Genomic DNA, 16,348 nt, shown 5'->3' on the forward strand with positions numbered 1-16,348 from the left:
GAGCCACCGTGACGAACATCGACGCCGAGGCCGTCACCCGGACCCGGCCCAGGCTCCGGCCGCAGGACCATCCGCTCGGGCTGGCAGGCCTGCTGATCCTGATCCTGCTGGTCGGGTTCTGCTTCCTCGGACCGCTCTTCCATCACACCAACCAGACCGACGTCGACATCGTCAACGCGGCCCTCCCGCCCGGCGCCGGCTATCCGCTCGGCACCGACACGAACGGGTTCGACGTCCTCGGCCGGCTGATGCGAGGGGGCCAGGTCTCGCTGCAGATCGGCCTGCTCGCCGCAGTGACCGCGACCACGATCGGCACCCTGTATGGCGCGGTCGCCGGGCTCGCGGGCGGCGTACTCGACGGTGCCCTGATGCGGCTCGTCGACGTCGGGCTGTCGGTGCCGTTCCTGTTCGTCGTACTGATCCTGTCCGCCCGGTTCAACGCCAGCGTGTGGTCGTTGAGCCTGGTGATCGGCGGGTTCTCGTGGCTGGTCGCGGCCCGGCTCGTGCGCGGCGAGGTGCTCGTCCTGCGGGTGCGCGAGTTCGTGCTGGCCGCGAGGACGATGGGCGCGTCGCGGCCGCGGCTGATCCTCACGCATCTGATCCCGAACGCCCTCGGCGTGATCATCGTCAACATCACCTTCCAGGTCGCCGACGCGGTGCTGATCGTCGCCACGCTCGGCTTCCTGGGGTTCGGCCTCCGCTACCCCGCCACCGACTGGGGCGGCCAGCTGTCCAGTGGCGTCACCTCGATCACCTCGGGCTACTGGTGGCTCGTCGTACCGGTCGGCGCCTGCATCATCCTCACCGTGCTGGCACTCAACCTGCTCGCCGAGGCCCTCCGCGAGGCCGTCGGCCAGGGCGCCCAGTGAACCGAAGGAGCGACACATGAAGAACCTGTCCGGCCGGGTGCTGACGACCGCGGTCGCGATCGCGATGCTGACCGCCGCCTGCTCAGGCAGCGGCGCCACGCCGAAGGCTGATGCCGGCAGCTACGACAAGCTGCCCGCCGAAGCCGGCAAACCGAAGGCCGGCGGCACCGTGACCGTTGCCCTCAGCCCCGGTCTGAACCCGAACTACATCTACCCCTACGAACCCGCCTCGCAGAACGGCGGCGTGATCGCGCGCGGGCTGCTCTGGCGCGCGCTGTACCGACCCAGCAGCGAGGGCGACAAGCCGGTCGACCCCGAGCTCAGCATGGCCGAGCAGCCGACCTACAGCGTGGACCGGAAGACCGTCACGATCAAGCTGAAGGACTACAAGTGGTCGGACGGTACGCCGGTCACCGCGGACGACGTCGTGTTCTCGATCGCGCTGCTCAAGGCCGCGATCGCGGAGGACCCGGCGAACTGGAGCTTCTACACGCCCGGGCAGTTCCCGGACGGCTTCACGGTCCTCGCGAGTGATCCGCGGACCGTGACGATGCAGCTCACGAAGGCGTACAACCCGTCGTACCTGCTCTCGATGCTCGAGCTGATCTACGTGCTGCCCTCGAAGGCGTGGAACGTCGCCAAGGACGGCGGACCGCACCTCGACTACAACCAGCCGAAGAACGCGCAGGCGATCTACAAGTACCTGACGAAGTCGTCCGAGTCGCAGGCGACGTTCACCACCAATCCGCTCTGGCAGATGGTGAACGGGCCGTACAAGCTGAAGACGTTCGACCCGGCGACCGGCTCGTACTCGCTGGTGCCGAACAAGGCGTACAGCGGGCCTGGCGAGTCCCGGATCGACCAGATCGACTTCAAGACGTTCACCTCGGCCGTTGCCACGTTCAACCAGTTCAAGGCCGGGACGCTGACGGTCGGGATGCTCGACTCCGGGTACATCTCCCAGGTCGACGCGCTCAAGGCGCAGGGCTACAACGTGTACGGCGCGCCCGCACCGGCGCGGCTCGACTACCTGACGATCAACTTCAAGAACACCACGAACAACTTCGACAAGGTGATCGCCCAGCTGTACGTCCGGCAGGCCCTGCAGCACCTGATCGACCAGCCCGGGTACATCAAGAGCCGGGGCGTCTACAACGGCGCCGCCACCGAGAACTACAGCACCGCCGGCGTCGGGTCGCCGTACCCGCCCGACTTCGGTACGACGCCGCCGTACCCGCATGACACCGCCGCCGCGCAGAAGCTGCTCACGGACCACGGCTGGAAGGTCGTCCCGGACGGCACCACGACCTGCGAACGCCCCGGCACCGGGCCGGACCAGTGCGGCGCAGGCATCCCCGCCGGGCAGACCCTCAGCTTCAACCTGCTCGCGGCGAACAGCCCGTCGTACGTCGGCGCCCGCGACGTCGCGTTCGTGTCGGCGGCGAAGAAGCTCGGGATCACGGTGAAGTCCGAGACCAAGGCCGTCAACTACATCTACGAGAACTACGGCAACACGTTCGCTCCGGCGAAGAAGAACGAGTGGGCCATGGTCGACTCCGGGTCGCTCTACCAGGCCGTCGGGTACCCGAGCAGCAACACGCTCTTCAACACCACCGGCAGCTTCAACCTCGGCAGCTACAGCAACCCCGAGGCCGACAAGCTCATCGACGCGTCCACGTTCGGCGCCGACCCGAAGGCACTCAGCGCCGAGGTGAGCCTGCTCGGGAAGGACCTGCCCGTGCTGTACCTGCCGACGCCGGACACGCTCGTGGTGTGGAAGAACACGTTGTCCGGGCCGCCGTCGTCGTTCCGGTCGCTGCTGAGCTTCCTGTACTCGCCCGAGCTCTGGTACTTCCACGACTGAGGAGGCTGCGTGACCGTCCCACTCGCCACGGTCGACCCCGAGGCCGGCTTCGACGATCTCGACCGGCTCCGGGAACTGATCGGCGACGCCCGGATCGTCGCCCTGGGCGAAGGTGCCCACAACGTCACCGAGTTCTACCGGATCAAGGACCGGATCTTCCGGTTCCTGGTCCAGGAGCTGGGGTTCACCGCGTTCGTGCTGGAGTCCGGGTACGCCGAGGGGCTGACCGTGGCGGAGTGGATCCGCCACGGCAGCGGGCCGGTCGACGCGATCGCGCGGGACGGCATCACGTACCGGTTCGGCGAGTGCGCGCCGATGCACCGGCAGCTGGAGTGGATGCGGCGGCAGAACGGGCGGGTCCGGTTCTACGGGATGGACCTGCCCGGTTCGTCCACGTCGCCCGGTCCCGCCGTACGAGCGTGTCTGGCGCGGATGCCGCGGCACCCCGGTGACGAGGAGCTGCTGCGGTTGAGCGAGCTCGGCGGGCGGACCGAGGCGGCGATCCGGCTGGACCGGATGCCGGCGGCCGAACGGTTCCAGCTGCTCGACGGGCTCGCCCGGCTGGCGGATCGCGCGAACGTGCTGGGTGACGAGATCGCGATCAGATGCGCCGCGTCGTTGCACGCGTTCGTCGAGGAGCTGGCCGGGCCGGTGAGCGGCCCGTACCCGCGGGACGTGTTCATGGCCGACACCGTGCGGTGGATCGCGGAGCGGGAGCAGCGCATCGTGGTCAGCGCGCACAACGCCCACGTCCAGCGCACGCCGTTCCTCGGCCGGACCACGGTCGGCGGCATGCTCGGCGACGAGGAACTGGTGGTCATTGGTACGACCTACGGAACCGGTCCGGAGGTCCGGTTCACCGAGCGGAGTGCGCGGCCGTTCGACTGCGACGTCACGCTCGAGCAACGGGTGCCGCCGCCGAGCAGCATCGAGGCGCACCTCGATCGGCTCGGGCATCCGATCGCGCTGGTGGAACCCGGCGACATGGTTGCCGAGGGCATGCTCTCGAACGGCGAGTTCGTGCCGACCGACTGCGCTGCGGCGTACGACGCGCTGATCCACTTCCGTGAGGTCCATCGTATCCCCGGTGCCTTCGAGCGGCTCCGGGCCGAGTTCGAACCGGAGCCGGCGTGATCCCCTATCCCCCGAGCCGTACTGTCGACGCCGTCGAGGAGCTCGCCGGCGTCCCGGATCCGTACCGCTGGCTCGAGGACGACACCGACGAAGTCCTTGCCTGGCAACGTGCGCAGGCCTCGCTCGCGACGGCTGTCTGCTACCAGGGGCAGGACCCGTCGGTGGCGCGGAAGCTGATCGAGACGTACGACGCAGGCGCCCGGCCGCCGCTGCCGAAGTACGCCGCCGGCCGCTGGTTCCACGGTACGACGGAACTCGTGGTCGCGGACACGCCGTACGGCGAAGGGCGGGTGCTGCACCGGCTCGAGAAGGGCGCCGTACTGTCGTGGCTGTCGCCGTCGCCGGACGGGCGGGTGCTGGCGCTCGGCGTGTGTACCGATGGCAGTGAGAACAACACGATCCGATTGATCTCCGCGGCATCTGGAGAGTTGATGAGCGGGGCGCCGACGCAGGTCCTGCACGATGCGTGGACCGGCGGGGCGGCGTGGTTGCCCGACAGCAGCGGGTTCTTCTTCTCGGCGTTGACAGGCAGCGTGCATTCGTTTGAACGGGCGGTGTTCCGGCACGTGCTGGGCGGCGAGACCTCGGTGGAGCCGGTGCCGATCTGGGCGGGGTCGCGCGAGCACACGGTGATCCAGTTCTCCCCGGACGGGCGGTGGGCGGTCGCGAGTCATCGGCTGGGCGGTCCGGTCCCGATCGCGGTCCGCGACCTGACCTCGGACGACGGGTGGCGGCCCTTCATGACGTCGTGCGACGGGATGGTCGCGGGTCATGTGGTCGGTGATCGGTACGTCGGGGTGACCGACGTCGGGGCGGCGCGTGGGCGGTTGGTGGCGATCCCGCTGGACGCCGCCGCACCGGACGATCCGGGCCAGTGGATCGAACTGGTGCCGGAGGGGTCCACGGTGATCCGGTCGGTGCAGCCGGTCGGGTCGTACCTCTATCTCAGCGAGTTCTCCGACACGTATGCCCGGGTGCGGGTGGTCGACCACACCGGTCGGTTCGTGGGCGACGTACCGCTGCCGGGGCGCGGGGCCGTGGCGGTGCCGTTCTTCCCGTTGATGAGCCTGGCCGCGGGGAACCGGCCGGACGACTTCGTGTTCGCGTTCTCCACGTTGACCAGCTCGTGGGGCGTCTACCGGCATCGGCCCGGTGTGGACATGCTGGAGGAGCTGGTCGCGCCGGCCGTGACGCTGGACGCGACGGTCGAGGACCACGTCGCGATCGCCCCGGACGGCGAGCGGATCCCGTTCCGGCTGGTCCGGCGTACTGCGGGTGGGCCGGTGCTGATCTCGGCGTACGGGGCGGCGAATGTGCCGTATTTGCCCTCGTATCAAAGCGACATGGCCGCGTTCGTCTCGGCGGGCGGGGTGTTCGTGCAGGCGCATTTGCGGGGTGGTGGCGAGTTCGGGCGGGACTGGTATCTGGCGGCGCATCGGGAGCGCCGGGGTGTGCGGGACTCGGATCTGGTGGCGGTCGCCGAGCACTTGATCGCGACCGGCGTGGCGACGCCGGAGCGGCTCGCTCTGACCGGTGGTTCGGACGGTGGGCTGATGTGTGGGATCGCTGTGACGAAGCGGCCGGACCTTTGGCGGGCGGTGCTGCCGCGGGCGCCGTTGCTGGATCTGATCGGCGGGCTTCGTGACCCGTACCTGGATTTCGTGATCCGTAAGGCGTGGGGCGATCCGGACGACCCCGCGGAGATCCGCCGGTTGCTCGGGTTGTCGCCGTACCAGCTGGTCGCGCCGAACGTCTTCCCCGCGGTCTATCTGCAGGCGGGGGCGACCGATCCGCGGTGCAGGCCGTGGCATGCGCGGAAGTTCGCGGCGCGGCTGCAGGCGGAGCAGCAGGGTGAGCTGCCGATCCTGGTGCATGTGTACGACGACGCGGGGCATGGGGCGGCGACGAGCGAGGAGGTCGCGCTGGCGCAGGACGCGGAGTGGCTCGCGTTCCTGCTCGGGAGCCTCGGGCTAGCGTGAGGTGAGCGTCATCAGGCGGAGCTGGAGCATCATCGCGAACCGTACGTCGGGGTCGTCGAGGTCGATGCCGCCGACCTCGGCGACGCGGCGGAGGCGGTACCGGAAGGTGTTCGTGTGCACGTACATCGCCGCCGACGCGACCGCGATGTCGCCGAAGGCGTCGAGCCAGGCTCGCAAGGTGTCGACCAGCAGGCTGCGGTGCTTCGCGTCGTACGCCGCGAGCCGGGCGACCGGCCCGGACGACAGTTCGTCGCGCGGGACGAGGTCGGCCAGCTCGAGGAGCAGCGCCTCGACGTACACGTCTGCGACTCGGGCGACCTGCTGGGTGGAGCCGCGGGACTTGAGGACACGCAGCGCGCGGTCGGCGCCGGTGCGGGAGCGCGACAACGCCGAGCCGTCGGCCGCCGGCGATCCGATCCCGACCAGCGGACGCACCCGAAGCCCGATCCGCCCGAGGAAGTCCGTAGCAATCCGTGTGGCCCGGTCCTCGCCGTCGACCTGGGCGCGCGGCAGCGGGACCACGCCGTACGCGACCTCGCCGATCAAACCAGCCGCGGACCGCGGGTGCACCGCGGCCAGGTGCATCGCGAACGCGTCCGCCAGTCGCTTGCGCTCAGCAACAAGCTCAGCAGCCGTCCGCCCCGCACCACCACCCGCACCACGGTGCGCCCCATCGGCGGCCGCGCCGGTGTCCAGCAGGCTGACGGCCAGGACGACGGCCGGTTCGTCGGCCAACCCAAGCCTCCGGATTGCTTCACCGGACCCTGGGCCGCTTTCCAGCGCCGTCCGCAGCAGGTCCGCGCGTAGGCGCCGTTCGACGTCCGCGCCCGCGCGTTGGCGGATCATGTAGAGCGCAACCTGCTTCGCCGCGTCGCACAGCGCCTGGCCGCGGTCCGGCGGCAACGGCTCCGTCACCGCGGCCCAGATCGTGCCGAGGATCTCGTCGCCGGCCCGCACCGCGATCGCCACCCGCGGCAGCTCCCCGGACTCCGGCAGCGGCGCCACGAATACCGGCTGGTCGGTCCGGAAGATCTCCTGGAACACCCCACGGTCGCGCAGGATCCGCGTGTACTCCCGCGGCACCTGCCGGGACAGAATCGTCTGCACCCGCGACGGATCCGCCGACTCCTGCCGCCCGGAGAACGCCAGCACCCGGGTACTCGGATCCTCGATCGTGATCGGCGCGTCCAGCAACGCCGCGATCGCGTTCGCCAGCGCGAACAGGTCCCCGGCCGGGATCCCGCCGAGCGCCTCCACCGCACCCGCGTCTCCCCCGGCGATCAACGACCGCACCATCGACGTCAGCTGTGTCCACGACGCCCCTCGCGCGAGCGCCAGTACGACGACCCCGGTCGCCTCGGCAGCCGCCATCAGCTCCTCGTCGGGCACGACGGGCGCCCGCACGACCAGCGCCGCCGCGCCGTGCCGGCCGACCTCGGTCACGACCCGGACCAGGTCGCCCGCGTCGTGCAGCCCGACACCGAGCACCAGCGCCTGCCGCGGCAGCACCTGGTCGTCGAGCGGGTCGTGGATGACGACGCCGCCGAGATCGTCGGCACGGGCCGGATCGCCGCACACCACGTCGAGCAGCGTCGTACCGATGTCGTCGAGGACACCCTCCAGGCTGGCCCGGACGGGGCCGGCGGTCGGGACGAGCACGTCCTCGACGCTAGTCCCGCCGTCCCCGGCCGGATGTTGTCGCATACGACGAAATTATGCGTGCGGTCCGTCCGATCCGACAAGATCGATCCACTCGGTACGTACGGTCACCGCGTCCAGCACGTCCGGCAGCGGAGCGACCCCGAGCCCCGGGCCGGTCGGCACCGCGAGCCGCCCGTCGACGAGTTCGAACGGCGGCGTGATGTCGGTCCGGTAATACCGCGCGGACGCCGATGTGTCACCTGGGTACGCGAACCCGGGCAGCGCGGCCAGCGCCAGGTTGGCGGCCCGGCCGAGTCCGGTCTCGAGCATCCCGCCGCACCACACCGGTACGCCATTCGCAGTACACACGTCGTGGATCCGCCGCGCCTCCAGGTACCCGCCGACCCGCCCGGGTTTGATGTTGACGATCCGGCACGCGCCGAGCGCGATCGCGTCCGCCGCGGCCCGCGCCGAGACGATCGACTCGTCCAAGCAGATCGGCGTCCGGATCAGCCGCGCCAGCTCCGCGTGACCGCGCAGGTCGTCCTCGGGCAGCGGCTGTTCGAGCAGCAGCAACTCGAACTCGTCCAGCCGAGCGAGCAGGCGGGCGTCGCTCAGCCGGTACGCCGTGTTCGCGTCGACCTGCAGCGGGACGTCGCCGAACCGCTCCCGGACCGCGCGGACCGGCTCGACGTCCCAGCCCGGCTCGATCTTCAGCTTGATCCGCCGATACCCCTGGTCCAGGTACGCCGCCACCGCGTCGAGCAGCGCCGGGATCGACTCGGTGATCCCGACCGACACCCCGCACTCCACCTCGTCCCGGACCGCGCCGAGGTACTGCCCGAACGACATCCCGCCAGCGCGAAGCTCGGCGTCCAGCACAGCCGTCTCCAACGCCGCCTTCGCCATCCGATGGCCCTTGACCTGGGCGGTCGCGGGGCCGACCTGCTGCGCGCTGGTCACGCCGGCCACCGCCGGGATCAGATAGCTCCGCAGTACGTCGGCCGCGCCCTGGGTGTACTCCGAGGAGTAGAACGGCTCCTTGCTGGTCCCCGACTCGCCCCAGCCCTCGCCCTCGTCGGTGACCACGCGGACGAGCAGGGCCTCCCGCACGGTCTCGGTCCCGAACGAGGTCCGGAACGGTGTCACCAACGGCATCTCGATGGTCCGGAGCTCAACCCCGACGAGCTTCACAACACAGCCTCCCTGTCGACGACGTACCAGCCACTGCGATCGAACCCGCGGATCCGCGCCCCGTCGGCGAGCAGCCCACCGAGCACGTCCCGCACCGCGGCCCGCCACTCCGCGGCCGCCTCCGGATCGGTGCTCCGGAGCGCCTCGATGTCCGGCGGTACGGCGACCCGCACCAGTCGCCCGTCCACTCGTCCGCCCGCCGGCCTGCCCAGCGCGGTGATCCCCAGCGCGATGCTCGGACCGGCGTCCACCACCCGGGGCCGGCCGTTGCATGCAGCAACAACTTCCTGGTCGTCCAGCCGCCACCGCGCCAGCAGGCGGTCTGTGTCGTCGGCGGCGTTGATCGCGTCGTCGATCCGCCCGTAGAAGTTCGGCAGGTACTCGACCGCGTCCGCCGCCAGCTTGCCCAGGTTGAAGTAGGCGTTCCGCCGGATCAGCGGGTCGAACGTCCAGGAGATCTCCCGCGCACCGTGCGCCAGCGCCCACTCGCGCTGGTGCAGCTTCAACGCGTACCCGACGCCCCGCCGCTGCGGCAGGACGCCGGTGATGTGGCTGTGCAACGACCCGCGCCCCGGCGCACCGAAGAACCCGACGCACGCGCCGACCATCACGTCATCCGCGAACGCACCGTGCACATAGCTGCCCGCCTTGCTCAACGCGCGCAACAGATCCGCCGGCACCGGCGGGCTGAACTCCCCGGTCTGCCAGATCCGCTCGAACAGCGCACACGCGGCATCCAACTCCGGCAACGTCTCCAGGCTGCGAATCGTCACGCCCGCGGCAACCGCCGGATCACGCATCAGGTCGGTCACGTCGACGCCTGCAGTTCGGAGATCAGTGCCGTGAGCAACCGGGTACGCCCGGGCAACTCGGACACAATCACATGTTCGTCGTCGGCGTGCGCACCGCCGCCGACGGCGCCGAGCCCGTCGAGGGTCGGCGTACCGACTCCGGCCGTGAAGTTGCCGTCGGAGGCGCCGCCGACCGCCAGCTCCCCCGGCGGGGTCAGGCCGAGTTGCTCGGCAAGGCGGCGGGCGCGTTCGTACAGGTTCATCGAGGCGGCGCGTGCGAGCGGCGGCCGGTTCGGTCCGCCCGCGACCGTGACCTCGGCCCCGGGCAGGTGCGGTTGCAGCGACCGCATCGCGCGGTCGACTCGGTCCTGCTCGGCGGCGTCCCAGACGCGTACGTCGACCTCGAAGTGCGCGGCGGCTGGGACGGTGTTGACGGTTGTCCCGGATTCGAGCCGGGTCGGCGTCACCGTCGTACCGCGGGCCGCGAGCGCCGCGACGGCCTGCACCTGGTGCGCGGCCTCGATCGTGGCGTTGACCCCGCGCTCCGGTTCGAGCCCGGCGTGGGCGGCCCGGCCGCGGATCTGTACGTCGTACCGCGAGACACCTTTCCGTGCGGTCTTCAGCGCACCGCCCGGCCCGGACGCCTCCAGGATCAGCGCGGCCGCGCAACCGCGGGCCTCGTCCTCGATCAGCGTCCGTGACGACGGCGACCCGAGCTCCTCGTCGCCGGTGATCAGCACGGTGACCCCGTCCAGGTCGTCCAGCGCCGCCAGCGCGTGGAAGATCATCGCGACCCCGGACTTCATGTCGAAACACCCCGGCCCGGTCAGTACGCCGTTCCGCACCGCGAACGGGTGCGTCGCCAGCGACCCGAGCGGCCACACGGTGTCGTGATGCCCGAGCAGCAACACCCGCGGCCGGTCCCCGAACCGCCACCGTACGTGCGTCCGCCCGTCCAGCTCGACGCTCTCCGCCTTTGCGCCCAGCCGCTCCGCGCCGAGCTCGGCGACCCCCGCGGCACTCCGCGCGACCGCCTCCAGGTCCGCGGACGGCGACTCACACCGCACCAGCCGCTCGATGTCCGCAACCAGCACCGGTACCTCCCCGTCGACTCCGTTCGCACCAGCATCCAGCGGGCACCGCACCGCCGTCTTGTCCCCGTACCCCAAATCGGCTGCCCCGGTTCGGACCAGCGGATGAAATATCGCACCGGACACCCGCGTTGGACCGGCTATGAGCGACTGGAACCAGCAGACCATCGACGAATTTCGCGCCAACGAGGGCCGGGTGGGCGGCCCGTTCGAGGGTGCCCCGCTCCTCCTTCTGCACCACCACGGCCGGAAGAGCGGCAAGGAGTACGTCGCCCCGATGATGTATCTCGCGGACGAGACCGACCCGAAGACCGTCTACGTCTTCGCCAGCAAGGGCGGCGCACCGACCAACCCCGACTGGTACACCAACCTCGCCGCCGGCGGCAGCGCAACCGTCGAGGTCGGCACCGAGACCCACGACGTCACGGTCCACGAGATCAAGGGCGCCGACCGCGACCGCATCTACGCCGAACAGGCCAAGCGCTACCCCGGCTTCGCCGAGTACGAGGTCAAGACCACCGGCATCCGCACCATCCCGGTGCTCGCACTGACCCGGAGCTGACCGTCAGCGGGTAGTATCTACGTATGCGCGCAGATACTAAGCAACCGCGGAGAGACCCGGACGACGAGCACGTGGCGCTCGCGGTCGAGGTGTTCCGGATGCTGTCGGACGCCACCCGGGTCCGGCTGCTCTGGGCGCTGCTCGACGGCGAGCGGCCGGTCAACGAGCTCGCCGACGCGGTCGGCAAGTCGCCCGCCGGGGTGTCGCAGCACCTGGCGAAGCTCCGGATGGCGCGGCTGGTGCGGACCCGCAAGCAGGGCAACCAGGTCTTCTACCGGATCGAGAACTCGCACGCCAGCCAGCTGGTCGAGGACGCGATCTACCACGCCGAGCACTCCAGCGGGGGCTTTCCCGAGCACCACCGGGCCGCGGGAGCGGTGGCCCACGTCGACGCCCGGACGAGCCGATGAGCGCCGCGGGGCACGGCCATGGACACGGTCACGGTCATGGGCACGGTCATGGGCACGAGCACGGGTTCCTGTCCAAGGTGAAGGAGGTCTTCGTCCCGCACTCGCACGACAGTGCGGACAAGGTCGACTCCGCGCTCGAGGCCAGCCAGGAAGGGATGCGCTGCCTCAAGATCAGCTTCGCCGGCCTGATCGTCACCGCGCTCATCCAGACCGTGATCGTCATCTACACGAACTCGGTCGCCCTCCTCGGCGACACCCTGCACAACTACGCCGACGCCCTCACCGCGATCCCGCTGGCCATCGCGTTTATCGTCGGCCGCCGGCTGGCGACCCGCGCGTACACGTACGGCTTCGGCCGCGCCGAGGACCTCGCCGGCATCGTCGTCGTGGTCCTGATCGCCCTGTCGTCGGCGTACGCCGGCTACGAGGCCGTGATGCGCTTCGTCCACCCGTCCGGCGTCCGGCACGTCGGCGTACTGATCATCGCCGGTGTCGTCGGCTTCCTCGGCAACGAGATCGTCGCGCAGTACCGGATCCGCACCGGCAGGCGGATCGGCTCGGCCGCGCTGGTCGCCGACGGGCTGCACGCCCGCACCGACGGCTTCACCAGCCTGGCCGTGGTGCTCAGCGCGGTCGGCGCCTGGCTCGGCTTCCCGCTGGCCGACCCGATCATCGGCCTGCTGATCACGATCGCGATCCTGTTCGTACTGCGCGACGCCGCCCGCGAGGTGTACCGGCGGCTGATGGACGCCGTCGACCCCGCACTCGTCGACCAGGCCGAGGCGGTCATCCGCGCCACGCCCGGCGTCATCGACGTACGCGGCGTCCAGCTCCGCTGGCTAGGGCACAGCCTGCGCGCCGAGGCCCGGATCAGCGTCGACACGAACACCACGCTCGTCGAGGCCCACCACCTCAGCCACCAGGTCGAGCACGACCTCGTCCACGGCGTACGGCGGCTCACCTCGGCCACCATCCACGCCGAACCCCTCGACCCGGAGGCGGCCGCCGCGCACGAACTGGTTGCCCACCACCACTGATTTCCGCGATCCCGTACGCTCGGTCCGTGTGGACCTGAGACGCAGCCGGATCGTGATCGGGCTCGGGGTGTTCGTGTTCGTCGCGACACTGCTCGACCTGGTCACGATCGGCGTACTGCGCTCCTGGGACCACCACGTCATCCCGGTCGCCCGCCCGGCCGGGGAACCGTCGTCGACGTGGTGGCAGGCGCTCGCGGACATTGGCGGCTTCGCGGTCCTGACCGTCGTACTCGTCGGGACCGCGCTGTTGCACCTGTACCGGCGCCGCCCGGTCCGGCAGCTGGTCCGGGCGGCCGTCTGGATCGCGATCGTCGAGGCGGCGATCTGGCTCACCAAGCTCGCCGTCGGCCGTACGCCGCCACGCTCGCACGTCGACCGCCTCTGGGACGGCGGCATGTCCTGGCCCTCCGGCCACACTGCCGACAGCCTCGCACTGCTCATGATCGCGGTCACCCTGCTCACCACCGCCGGCACCCGCCTCGACCGGCTGACGGTCTGGGCCGTACCTGTCATCTCCGCCGGCGTCGCCGTGGCGACCGTCCACCTCCACTACCACTGGCCGACGGACACCCTCGGCGGCTGGTCGCTCGGCCTCGTACTCGGCCTGCTCGCCCGCCGATCGCTGCGAAACCAGACCCCGGACACACACTGACTTGTGCGAGCCGTAACACTCGATGCGTGGCAACGACGACCCACACGCAGACCCGGCCCGTCAGTGAGCGCTTCGCGGCAGCGATGAGCGCGGTCACCCGCAGGCTCCCCGGAAGACTCTCCACGATCGTCCCGCCGAGCCTGATCGGCTTCGTACTCATCAACGGTTTCACGTTCTGCGTCGACCTCGCGCTGCTCACCGCGCTCCGCTCGTGGGCGCGGCTCCCGCTGTGGCTGGCGATCACGATCGCGTACTGCACGGCGTTCGCGGTGAGCTACGTTCTCAACCGCGCGTTCAACTTCCGTTCACACGCACCGGTCGGCCCGCAACTCACGAAGTACGCGATCGTTGTCGCAGTCAACTACTTCGCGCTGATCCTCGGCCTCACCACCGCACTGTCCGCGATCGGCGTCGAGTACCACCTCGCACGCATCACCGCCGGTCTGTGCGAGGGCATCTTCATGTACTGCGCACTCCGCTGGTTCGTGTTCCGCCCGTCGGAGTAGCGTCGTCGCGGTCGAGCTGGTCGGCATGGAAGAGCGCCTGGTCGAGGAGATCCTTGACGTGGTCGTCGGCGGCCGAGTAGTACACGAAGGTGCCTTCGCGGCGGCCCTTCACCAGGCCGGCGAGGCGCAGCTTCGCGAGGTGCTGGCTGACCGCGGTCGGCGCGGCACCGGCGAGCTCCGCCAGGCAGGCGACGGACGACTCGCCCTGCAGTAGCGCCCACAGGACCTTGATCCGGGTCGGGTCCGCCAGCAGCCGGAACGACTCCGCCGCGAGGTGCACCTGCTCCTCGTTCGGCATCTCGAAATCCTCGATCGACGAGTGCATGGGGGTGATCCTACTCTTACCTGCTTACTTGCGTACCTGCATGCTTGCGCATGTAAGGTGGTTCGGTGAGCGTCGAGCTGAAGCCGGTTGCGCCGGCGAGTGTTCCTGGTCCGGTCCGCGAGTCGTGGTGGCGGAGTGCGTGGTCGCTGGCCGAGGTGCGGTGGGCCAGTGTCGCGACCGCGCTGTTCCTCGCCGGCCTCGTGGCGCAACTGGCCGGTGCGGCCGGCTGGGTGACGTGGCCGCTGTTCCTGGCCTGCTACGCGGCCGGCGGCTGGGAGCCCGGCCTGGCCGGCCTGCAGGCGCTCCGCGAACGGCGCCTGGACGTCGACCTCCTGATGGTCGTCGCCGCGATCGCTGCCGCCGCGATCGGCCAGGTCCTGGACGGCGGCCTCCTGATCGTCATCTTCGCCACGTCGGGAGCACTCGAGGCGGTGGCGACGAAGCGCACCGAGGACTCGGTCCGCGGCCTGCTCGACCTCGCACCGGAAACCGCGACCCGCCTGCGCGACCAGACCACAACAAGCACCGGACACCCCAACAACACGGCGCCGGGCGGGGCGTTGGTCGAGGAGACGGTTCGGATCGGTGAGTTGGTGGTCGGGGATGTCGTACTGGTTCGGCCCGGAGAGCGGATCGGGGCGGACGGGACCGTCGTCGACGGCGGGAGTGAGGTCGATCAGGCCACCATCACGGGCGAGCCGCTGCCGGTCGACAAGACCATCGGCGACGAGGTGTTCGCCGGCACCGTGAACGGGAGCGGCGTACTGCGTGTCCGCGTCGACCGACCCGCCGGCGAATCGGTGGTCGCGCGCATCGCCGCCCTGGTGGAAGAGGCCTCGCGCACCAAGGCCAGAACGCAACTGTTCATCGACAAGGTCGAGCAGCGCTACTCGATCGGAATGGTCACCGTCACCGTCCTGCTGCTCGCGGTCCCGCTGCTGCTCGGCCACGCGTTCACCCCAACGTTGCTCCGGGCAATGACCTTCATGATCGTCGCCTCCCCGTGCGCCGTCGTACTCGCCACGATGCCGCCCCTCCTGGCCGCCATCGCCAACGCCGGCCGCCACGGAGTACTGGTGAAATCCGCCGTGGTCATGGAAACCCTCGGTACGACGACCCGGGTCGCCCTCGACAAAACCGGCACCCTGACCCGCGGCACACCCCACCTGGCCGCCGTCCACCCCCTACCCGCCACCCACCTGACCGAGGACGAACTCCTGACCCTGGCCGCCTCCGCCGAACACCCCAGCGAACACCCCCTCGCCGCAGCAATAGTCCAAGCAGCCCAAACCCGCCGCCTCCCCCTCCACCCAGTCGACACCTTCCACGCCACCCCCGGCCAAGGCATCACCGCCACCATCGACAACCACCACATCACCATCGGCGCCCCAAGCGAGGGGTTTGGTGTGGTGCGGGAATTGCAGGCGAGTGGGGCGACCGCGGTGGTGATGACCGTGGACGGTGTAGCGGTTGCTGTGTTCGGGATCGTGGATCAGCTTCGGGCGGAGGCTGCGAACGCGGTCGTGGGGATCACCTCGGTCACCGGGCAAGCGCCCGTACTGCTCACCGGGGACAACGCACCCGCCGCGCGTACGATCGCCTCCGCCGTCGGCATCCACGACGTACGTGCCGAACTCCTCCCGGATGGCAAAGTCGCACACATCCACGACCTGCAATCCACCGGCGAACGCGTCACCGCCGTCGGCGACGGCATCAACGACGCGCCGGCGCTCGCGGCCGCCGACACCGGCATCGCGATGGGTGGCGCCGGCTCCGACCTCACCCTGCAGACCGCCGACGCGGTCATCGTCCGCGACGACCTCACCACCATCCCTACCGTCATCGAACTCTCCCGCCGCGCCCGCCGCGTCGTCACCGCCAACCTGATCATCGCCGCGACCTTCATCACGGTCCTGGTCGCCTGGGACCTCCTCGGTCACCTCCCCCTCCCCCTCGGCGTAGCCGGCCACGAAGGCTCCACCGTCATCGTCGGCCTCAACGGCCTCCGCCTCCTCCGCACCGCCGCCTGGAAACGCGCCGCCGCATGACGTCCACCGAGTACGCCGGAACGGAAGTCCTAGCGGTCGACGACCAGCTGGCCGACGCGTACGGCGAAGTCTTCAGCCGCCCACCCTTCGACCGGCCCCAGGACTCCATCCGCCCGCCCCAGCGGACTCGCCCGCCACCCCACCTGGGCAACCGACACCGTCGCCTTCTACAACCACCTCGGCCGGCACCCCGTCCACCCCACAAGTCGGGGCCAGTAACGGTCTTCCTATCCCCCAACCACCCC

15 protein-coding genes are annotated in these 16,348 nt (G+C 70.2%); 10 read left to right on the forward strand and 5 right to left on the reverse strand.

Annotation, left to right across the window (positions count from 1 at the left end; all coding sequences use genetic code 11):
• The first annotated feature begins 8 nt into the window (after window positions 1-8).
• The 4 genes from ACQHIV_RS11155 to ACQHIV_RS11170 are packed head-to-tail and all read left to right on the forward strand — an operon-like array spanning window position 9 to window position 5,846.
• A complete protein-coding gene (locus ACQHIV_RS11155; protein ID WP_427893419.1) occupies window positions 9-869 on the forward strand; it encodes an ABC transporter permease in 861 nt (286 codons plus the stop codon).
• Between the two features lie 16 nt (window positions 870-885).
• The gene (locus tag ACQHIV_RS11160; protein ID WP_427893420.1) at window positions 886-2,733 is read left to right on the forward strand and encodes an ABC transporter substrate-binding protein; all 1,848 of its coding nucleotides are present in this window, start codon (window positions 886-888) and stop codon (window positions 2,731-2,733) included.
• Window positions 2,734-2,742: 9 nt separating this feature from the next.
• On the forward strand, window positions 2,743-3,867 hold the full coding sequence (locus ACQHIV_RS11165) for an erythromycin esterase family protein (protein ID WP_427893421.1): 1,125 nt from the start codon (window positions 2,743-2,745) through the stop codon (window positions 3,865-3,867).
• The gene (locus tag ACQHIV_RS11170) at window positions 3,864-5,846 is read left to right on the forward strand and encodes a prolyl oligopeptidase family serine peptidase (protein ID WP_427893422.1); all 1,983 of its coding nucleotides are present in this window, start codon (window positions 3,864-3,866) and stop codon (window positions 5,844-5,846) included. Before ACQHIV_RS11165 ends, ACQHIV_RS11170 begins: the two co-directional genes overlap by 4 nt.
• Here the strand turns inward: ACQHIV_RS11170 and ACQHIV_RS11175 are convergent.
• The 4 genes from ACQHIV_RS11175 to ACQHIV_RS11190 are packed head-to-tail and all read right to left on the reverse strand — an operon-like array spanning window position 5,838 to window position 10,566.
• The gene (locus ACQHIV_RS11175) at window positions 5,838-7,550 is read right to left on the reverse strand and encodes a PucR family transcriptional regulator (protein WP_427893423.1); all 1,713 of its coding nucleotides are present in this window, start codon (window positions 7,548-7,550) and stop codon (window positions 5,838-5,840) included. The genes ACQHIV_RS11170 and ACQHIV_RS11175 overlap by 9 nt on opposite strands.
• Before the next feature lie 9 nt (window positions 7,551-7,559).
• On the reverse strand, window positions 7,560-8,681 hold the full coding sequence (menC, locus tag ACQHIV_RS11180) for an o-succinylbenzoate synthase (RefSeq protein ID WP_427893424.1): 1,122 nt from the start codon (window positions 8,679-8,681) through the stop codon (window positions 7,560-7,562).
• On the reverse strand, window positions 8,678-9,493 hold the full coding sequence (locus ACQHIV_RS11185) for a GNAT family N-acetyltransferase (RefSeq protein WP_427893425.1): 816 nt from the start codon (window positions 9,491-9,493) through the stop codon (window positions 8,678-8,680). The genes menC and ACQHIV_RS11185 overlap by 4 nt, the downstream gene beginning before the upstream one ends.
• Window positions 9,490-10,566, reverse strand: a complete 1,077-nt coding sequence (locus tag ACQHIV_RS11190) for a M20 family metallopeptidase (RefSeq protein ID WP_427893426.1) — start codon at window positions 10,564-10,566, stop codon at window positions 9,490-9,492. The genes ACQHIV_RS11185 and ACQHIV_RS11190 overlap by 4 nt, the downstream gene beginning before the upstream one ends.
• Before the next feature lie 139 nt (window positions 10,567-10,705).
• Between ACQHIV_RS11190 and ACQHIV_RS11195 the strand changes: the two genes are divergently transcribed.
• The 5 genes from ACQHIV_RS11195 to ACQHIV_RS11215 are packed head-to-tail and all read left to right on the forward strand — an operon-like array spanning window position 10,706 to window position 13,730.
• On the forward strand, window positions 10,706-11,125 hold the full coding sequence (locus ACQHIV_RS11195) for a nitroreductase/quinone reductase family protein (RefSeq protein ID WP_427893427.1): 420 nt from the start codon (window positions 10,706-10,708) through the stop codon (window positions 11,123-11,125).
• 23 nt (window positions 11,126-11,148) lie between these two features.
• Window positions 11,149-11,535, forward strand: a complete 387-nt coding sequence (locus ACQHIV_RS11200; RefSeq protein ID WP_427893428.1) for an ArsR/SmtB family transcription factor — start codon at window positions 11,149-11,151, stop codon at window positions 11,533-11,535.
• On the forward strand, window positions 11,532-12,572 hold the full coding sequence (locus ACQHIV_RS11205; RefSeq protein ID WP_427893429.1) for a cation diffusion facilitator family transporter: 1,041 nt from the start codon (window positions 11,532-11,534) through the stop codon (window positions 12,570-12,572). Before ACQHIV_RS11200 ends, ACQHIV_RS11205 begins: the two co-directional genes overlap by 4 nt.
• A gap of 28 nt (window positions 12,573-12,600) precedes the next feature.
• Window positions 12,601-13,224, forward strand: a complete 624-nt coding sequence (locus ACQHIV_RS11210; RefSeq protein ID WP_427893430.1) for a phosphatase PAP2 family protein — start codon at window positions 12,601-12,603, stop codon at window positions 13,222-13,224.
• 26 nt (window positions 13,225-13,250) lie between these two features.
• The gene (locus ACQHIV_RS11215) at window positions 13,251-13,730 is read left to right on the forward strand and encodes a GtrA family protein (RefSeq protein WP_427893431.1); all 480 of its coding nucleotides are present in this window, start codon (window positions 13,251-13,253) and stop codon (window positions 13,728-13,730) included.
• On the opposite strand, the gene ACQHIV_RS11220 is transcribed toward ACQHIV_RS11215, so the two are convergent.
• Complete coding sequence (locus ACQHIV_RS11220; RefSeq protein WP_427893432.1) at window positions 13,684-14,055, reverse strand: ArsR/SmtB family transcription factor; 372 nt, start codon at window positions 14,053-14,055, stop codon at window positions 13,684-13,686. The genes ACQHIV_RS11215 and ACQHIV_RS11220 overlap by 47 nt on opposite strands.
• Before the next feature lie 65 nt (window positions 14,056-14,120).
• Between ACQHIV_RS11220 and ACQHIV_RS11225 the strand changes: the two genes are divergently transcribed.
• The gene (locus ACQHIV_RS11225) at window positions 14,121-16,103 is read left to right on the forward strand and encodes a heavy metal translocating P-type ATPase (RefSeq protein WP_427893433.1); all 1,983 of its coding nucleotides are present in this window, start codon (window positions 14,121-14,123) and stop codon (window positions 16,101-16,103) included.
• Window positions 16,104-16,348: the final 245 nt, after the last annotated feature.

The sequence above is a fragment of the Kribbella polygonati genome, from assembly GCF_050320105.1.
Lineage (GTDB): Bacteria > Actinomycetota > Actinomycetes > Propionibacteriales > Kribbellaceae > Kribbella.

Excerpts from the sequence above, each read along its gene's own strand:
- ACQHIV_RS11160 (WP_427893420.1), top strand. The coding sequence starts at position 886 with ATGAAGAACCTGTCCGGCCGGGTGCTGACGACCGCGGTCGCGATCGCG.
- ACQHIV_RS11175 (WP_427893423.1), bottom strand. The coding sequence starts at position 7,550 with ATGCGACAACATCCGGCCGGGGACGGCGGGACTAGCGTCGAGGACGTG.
- ACQHIV_RS11195 (WP_427893427.1), top strand. The coding sequence starts at position 10,706 with ATGAGCGACTGGAACCAGCAGACCATCGACGAATTTCGCGCCAACGAG.
- ACQHIV_RS11200 (WP_427893428.1), top strand. The coding sequence starts at position 11,149 with ATGCGCGCAGATACTAAGCAACCGCGGAGAGACCCGGACGACGAGCAC.
- ACQHIV_RS11205 (WP_427893429.1), top strand. The coding sequence starts at position 11,532 with ATGAGCGCCGCGGGGCACGGCCATGGACACGGTCACGGTCATGGGCAC.
- ACQHIV_RS11220 (WP_427893432.1), bottom strand. The coding sequence starts at position 14,055 with ATGCACTCGTCGATCGAGGATTTCGAGATGCCGAACGAGGAGCAGGTG.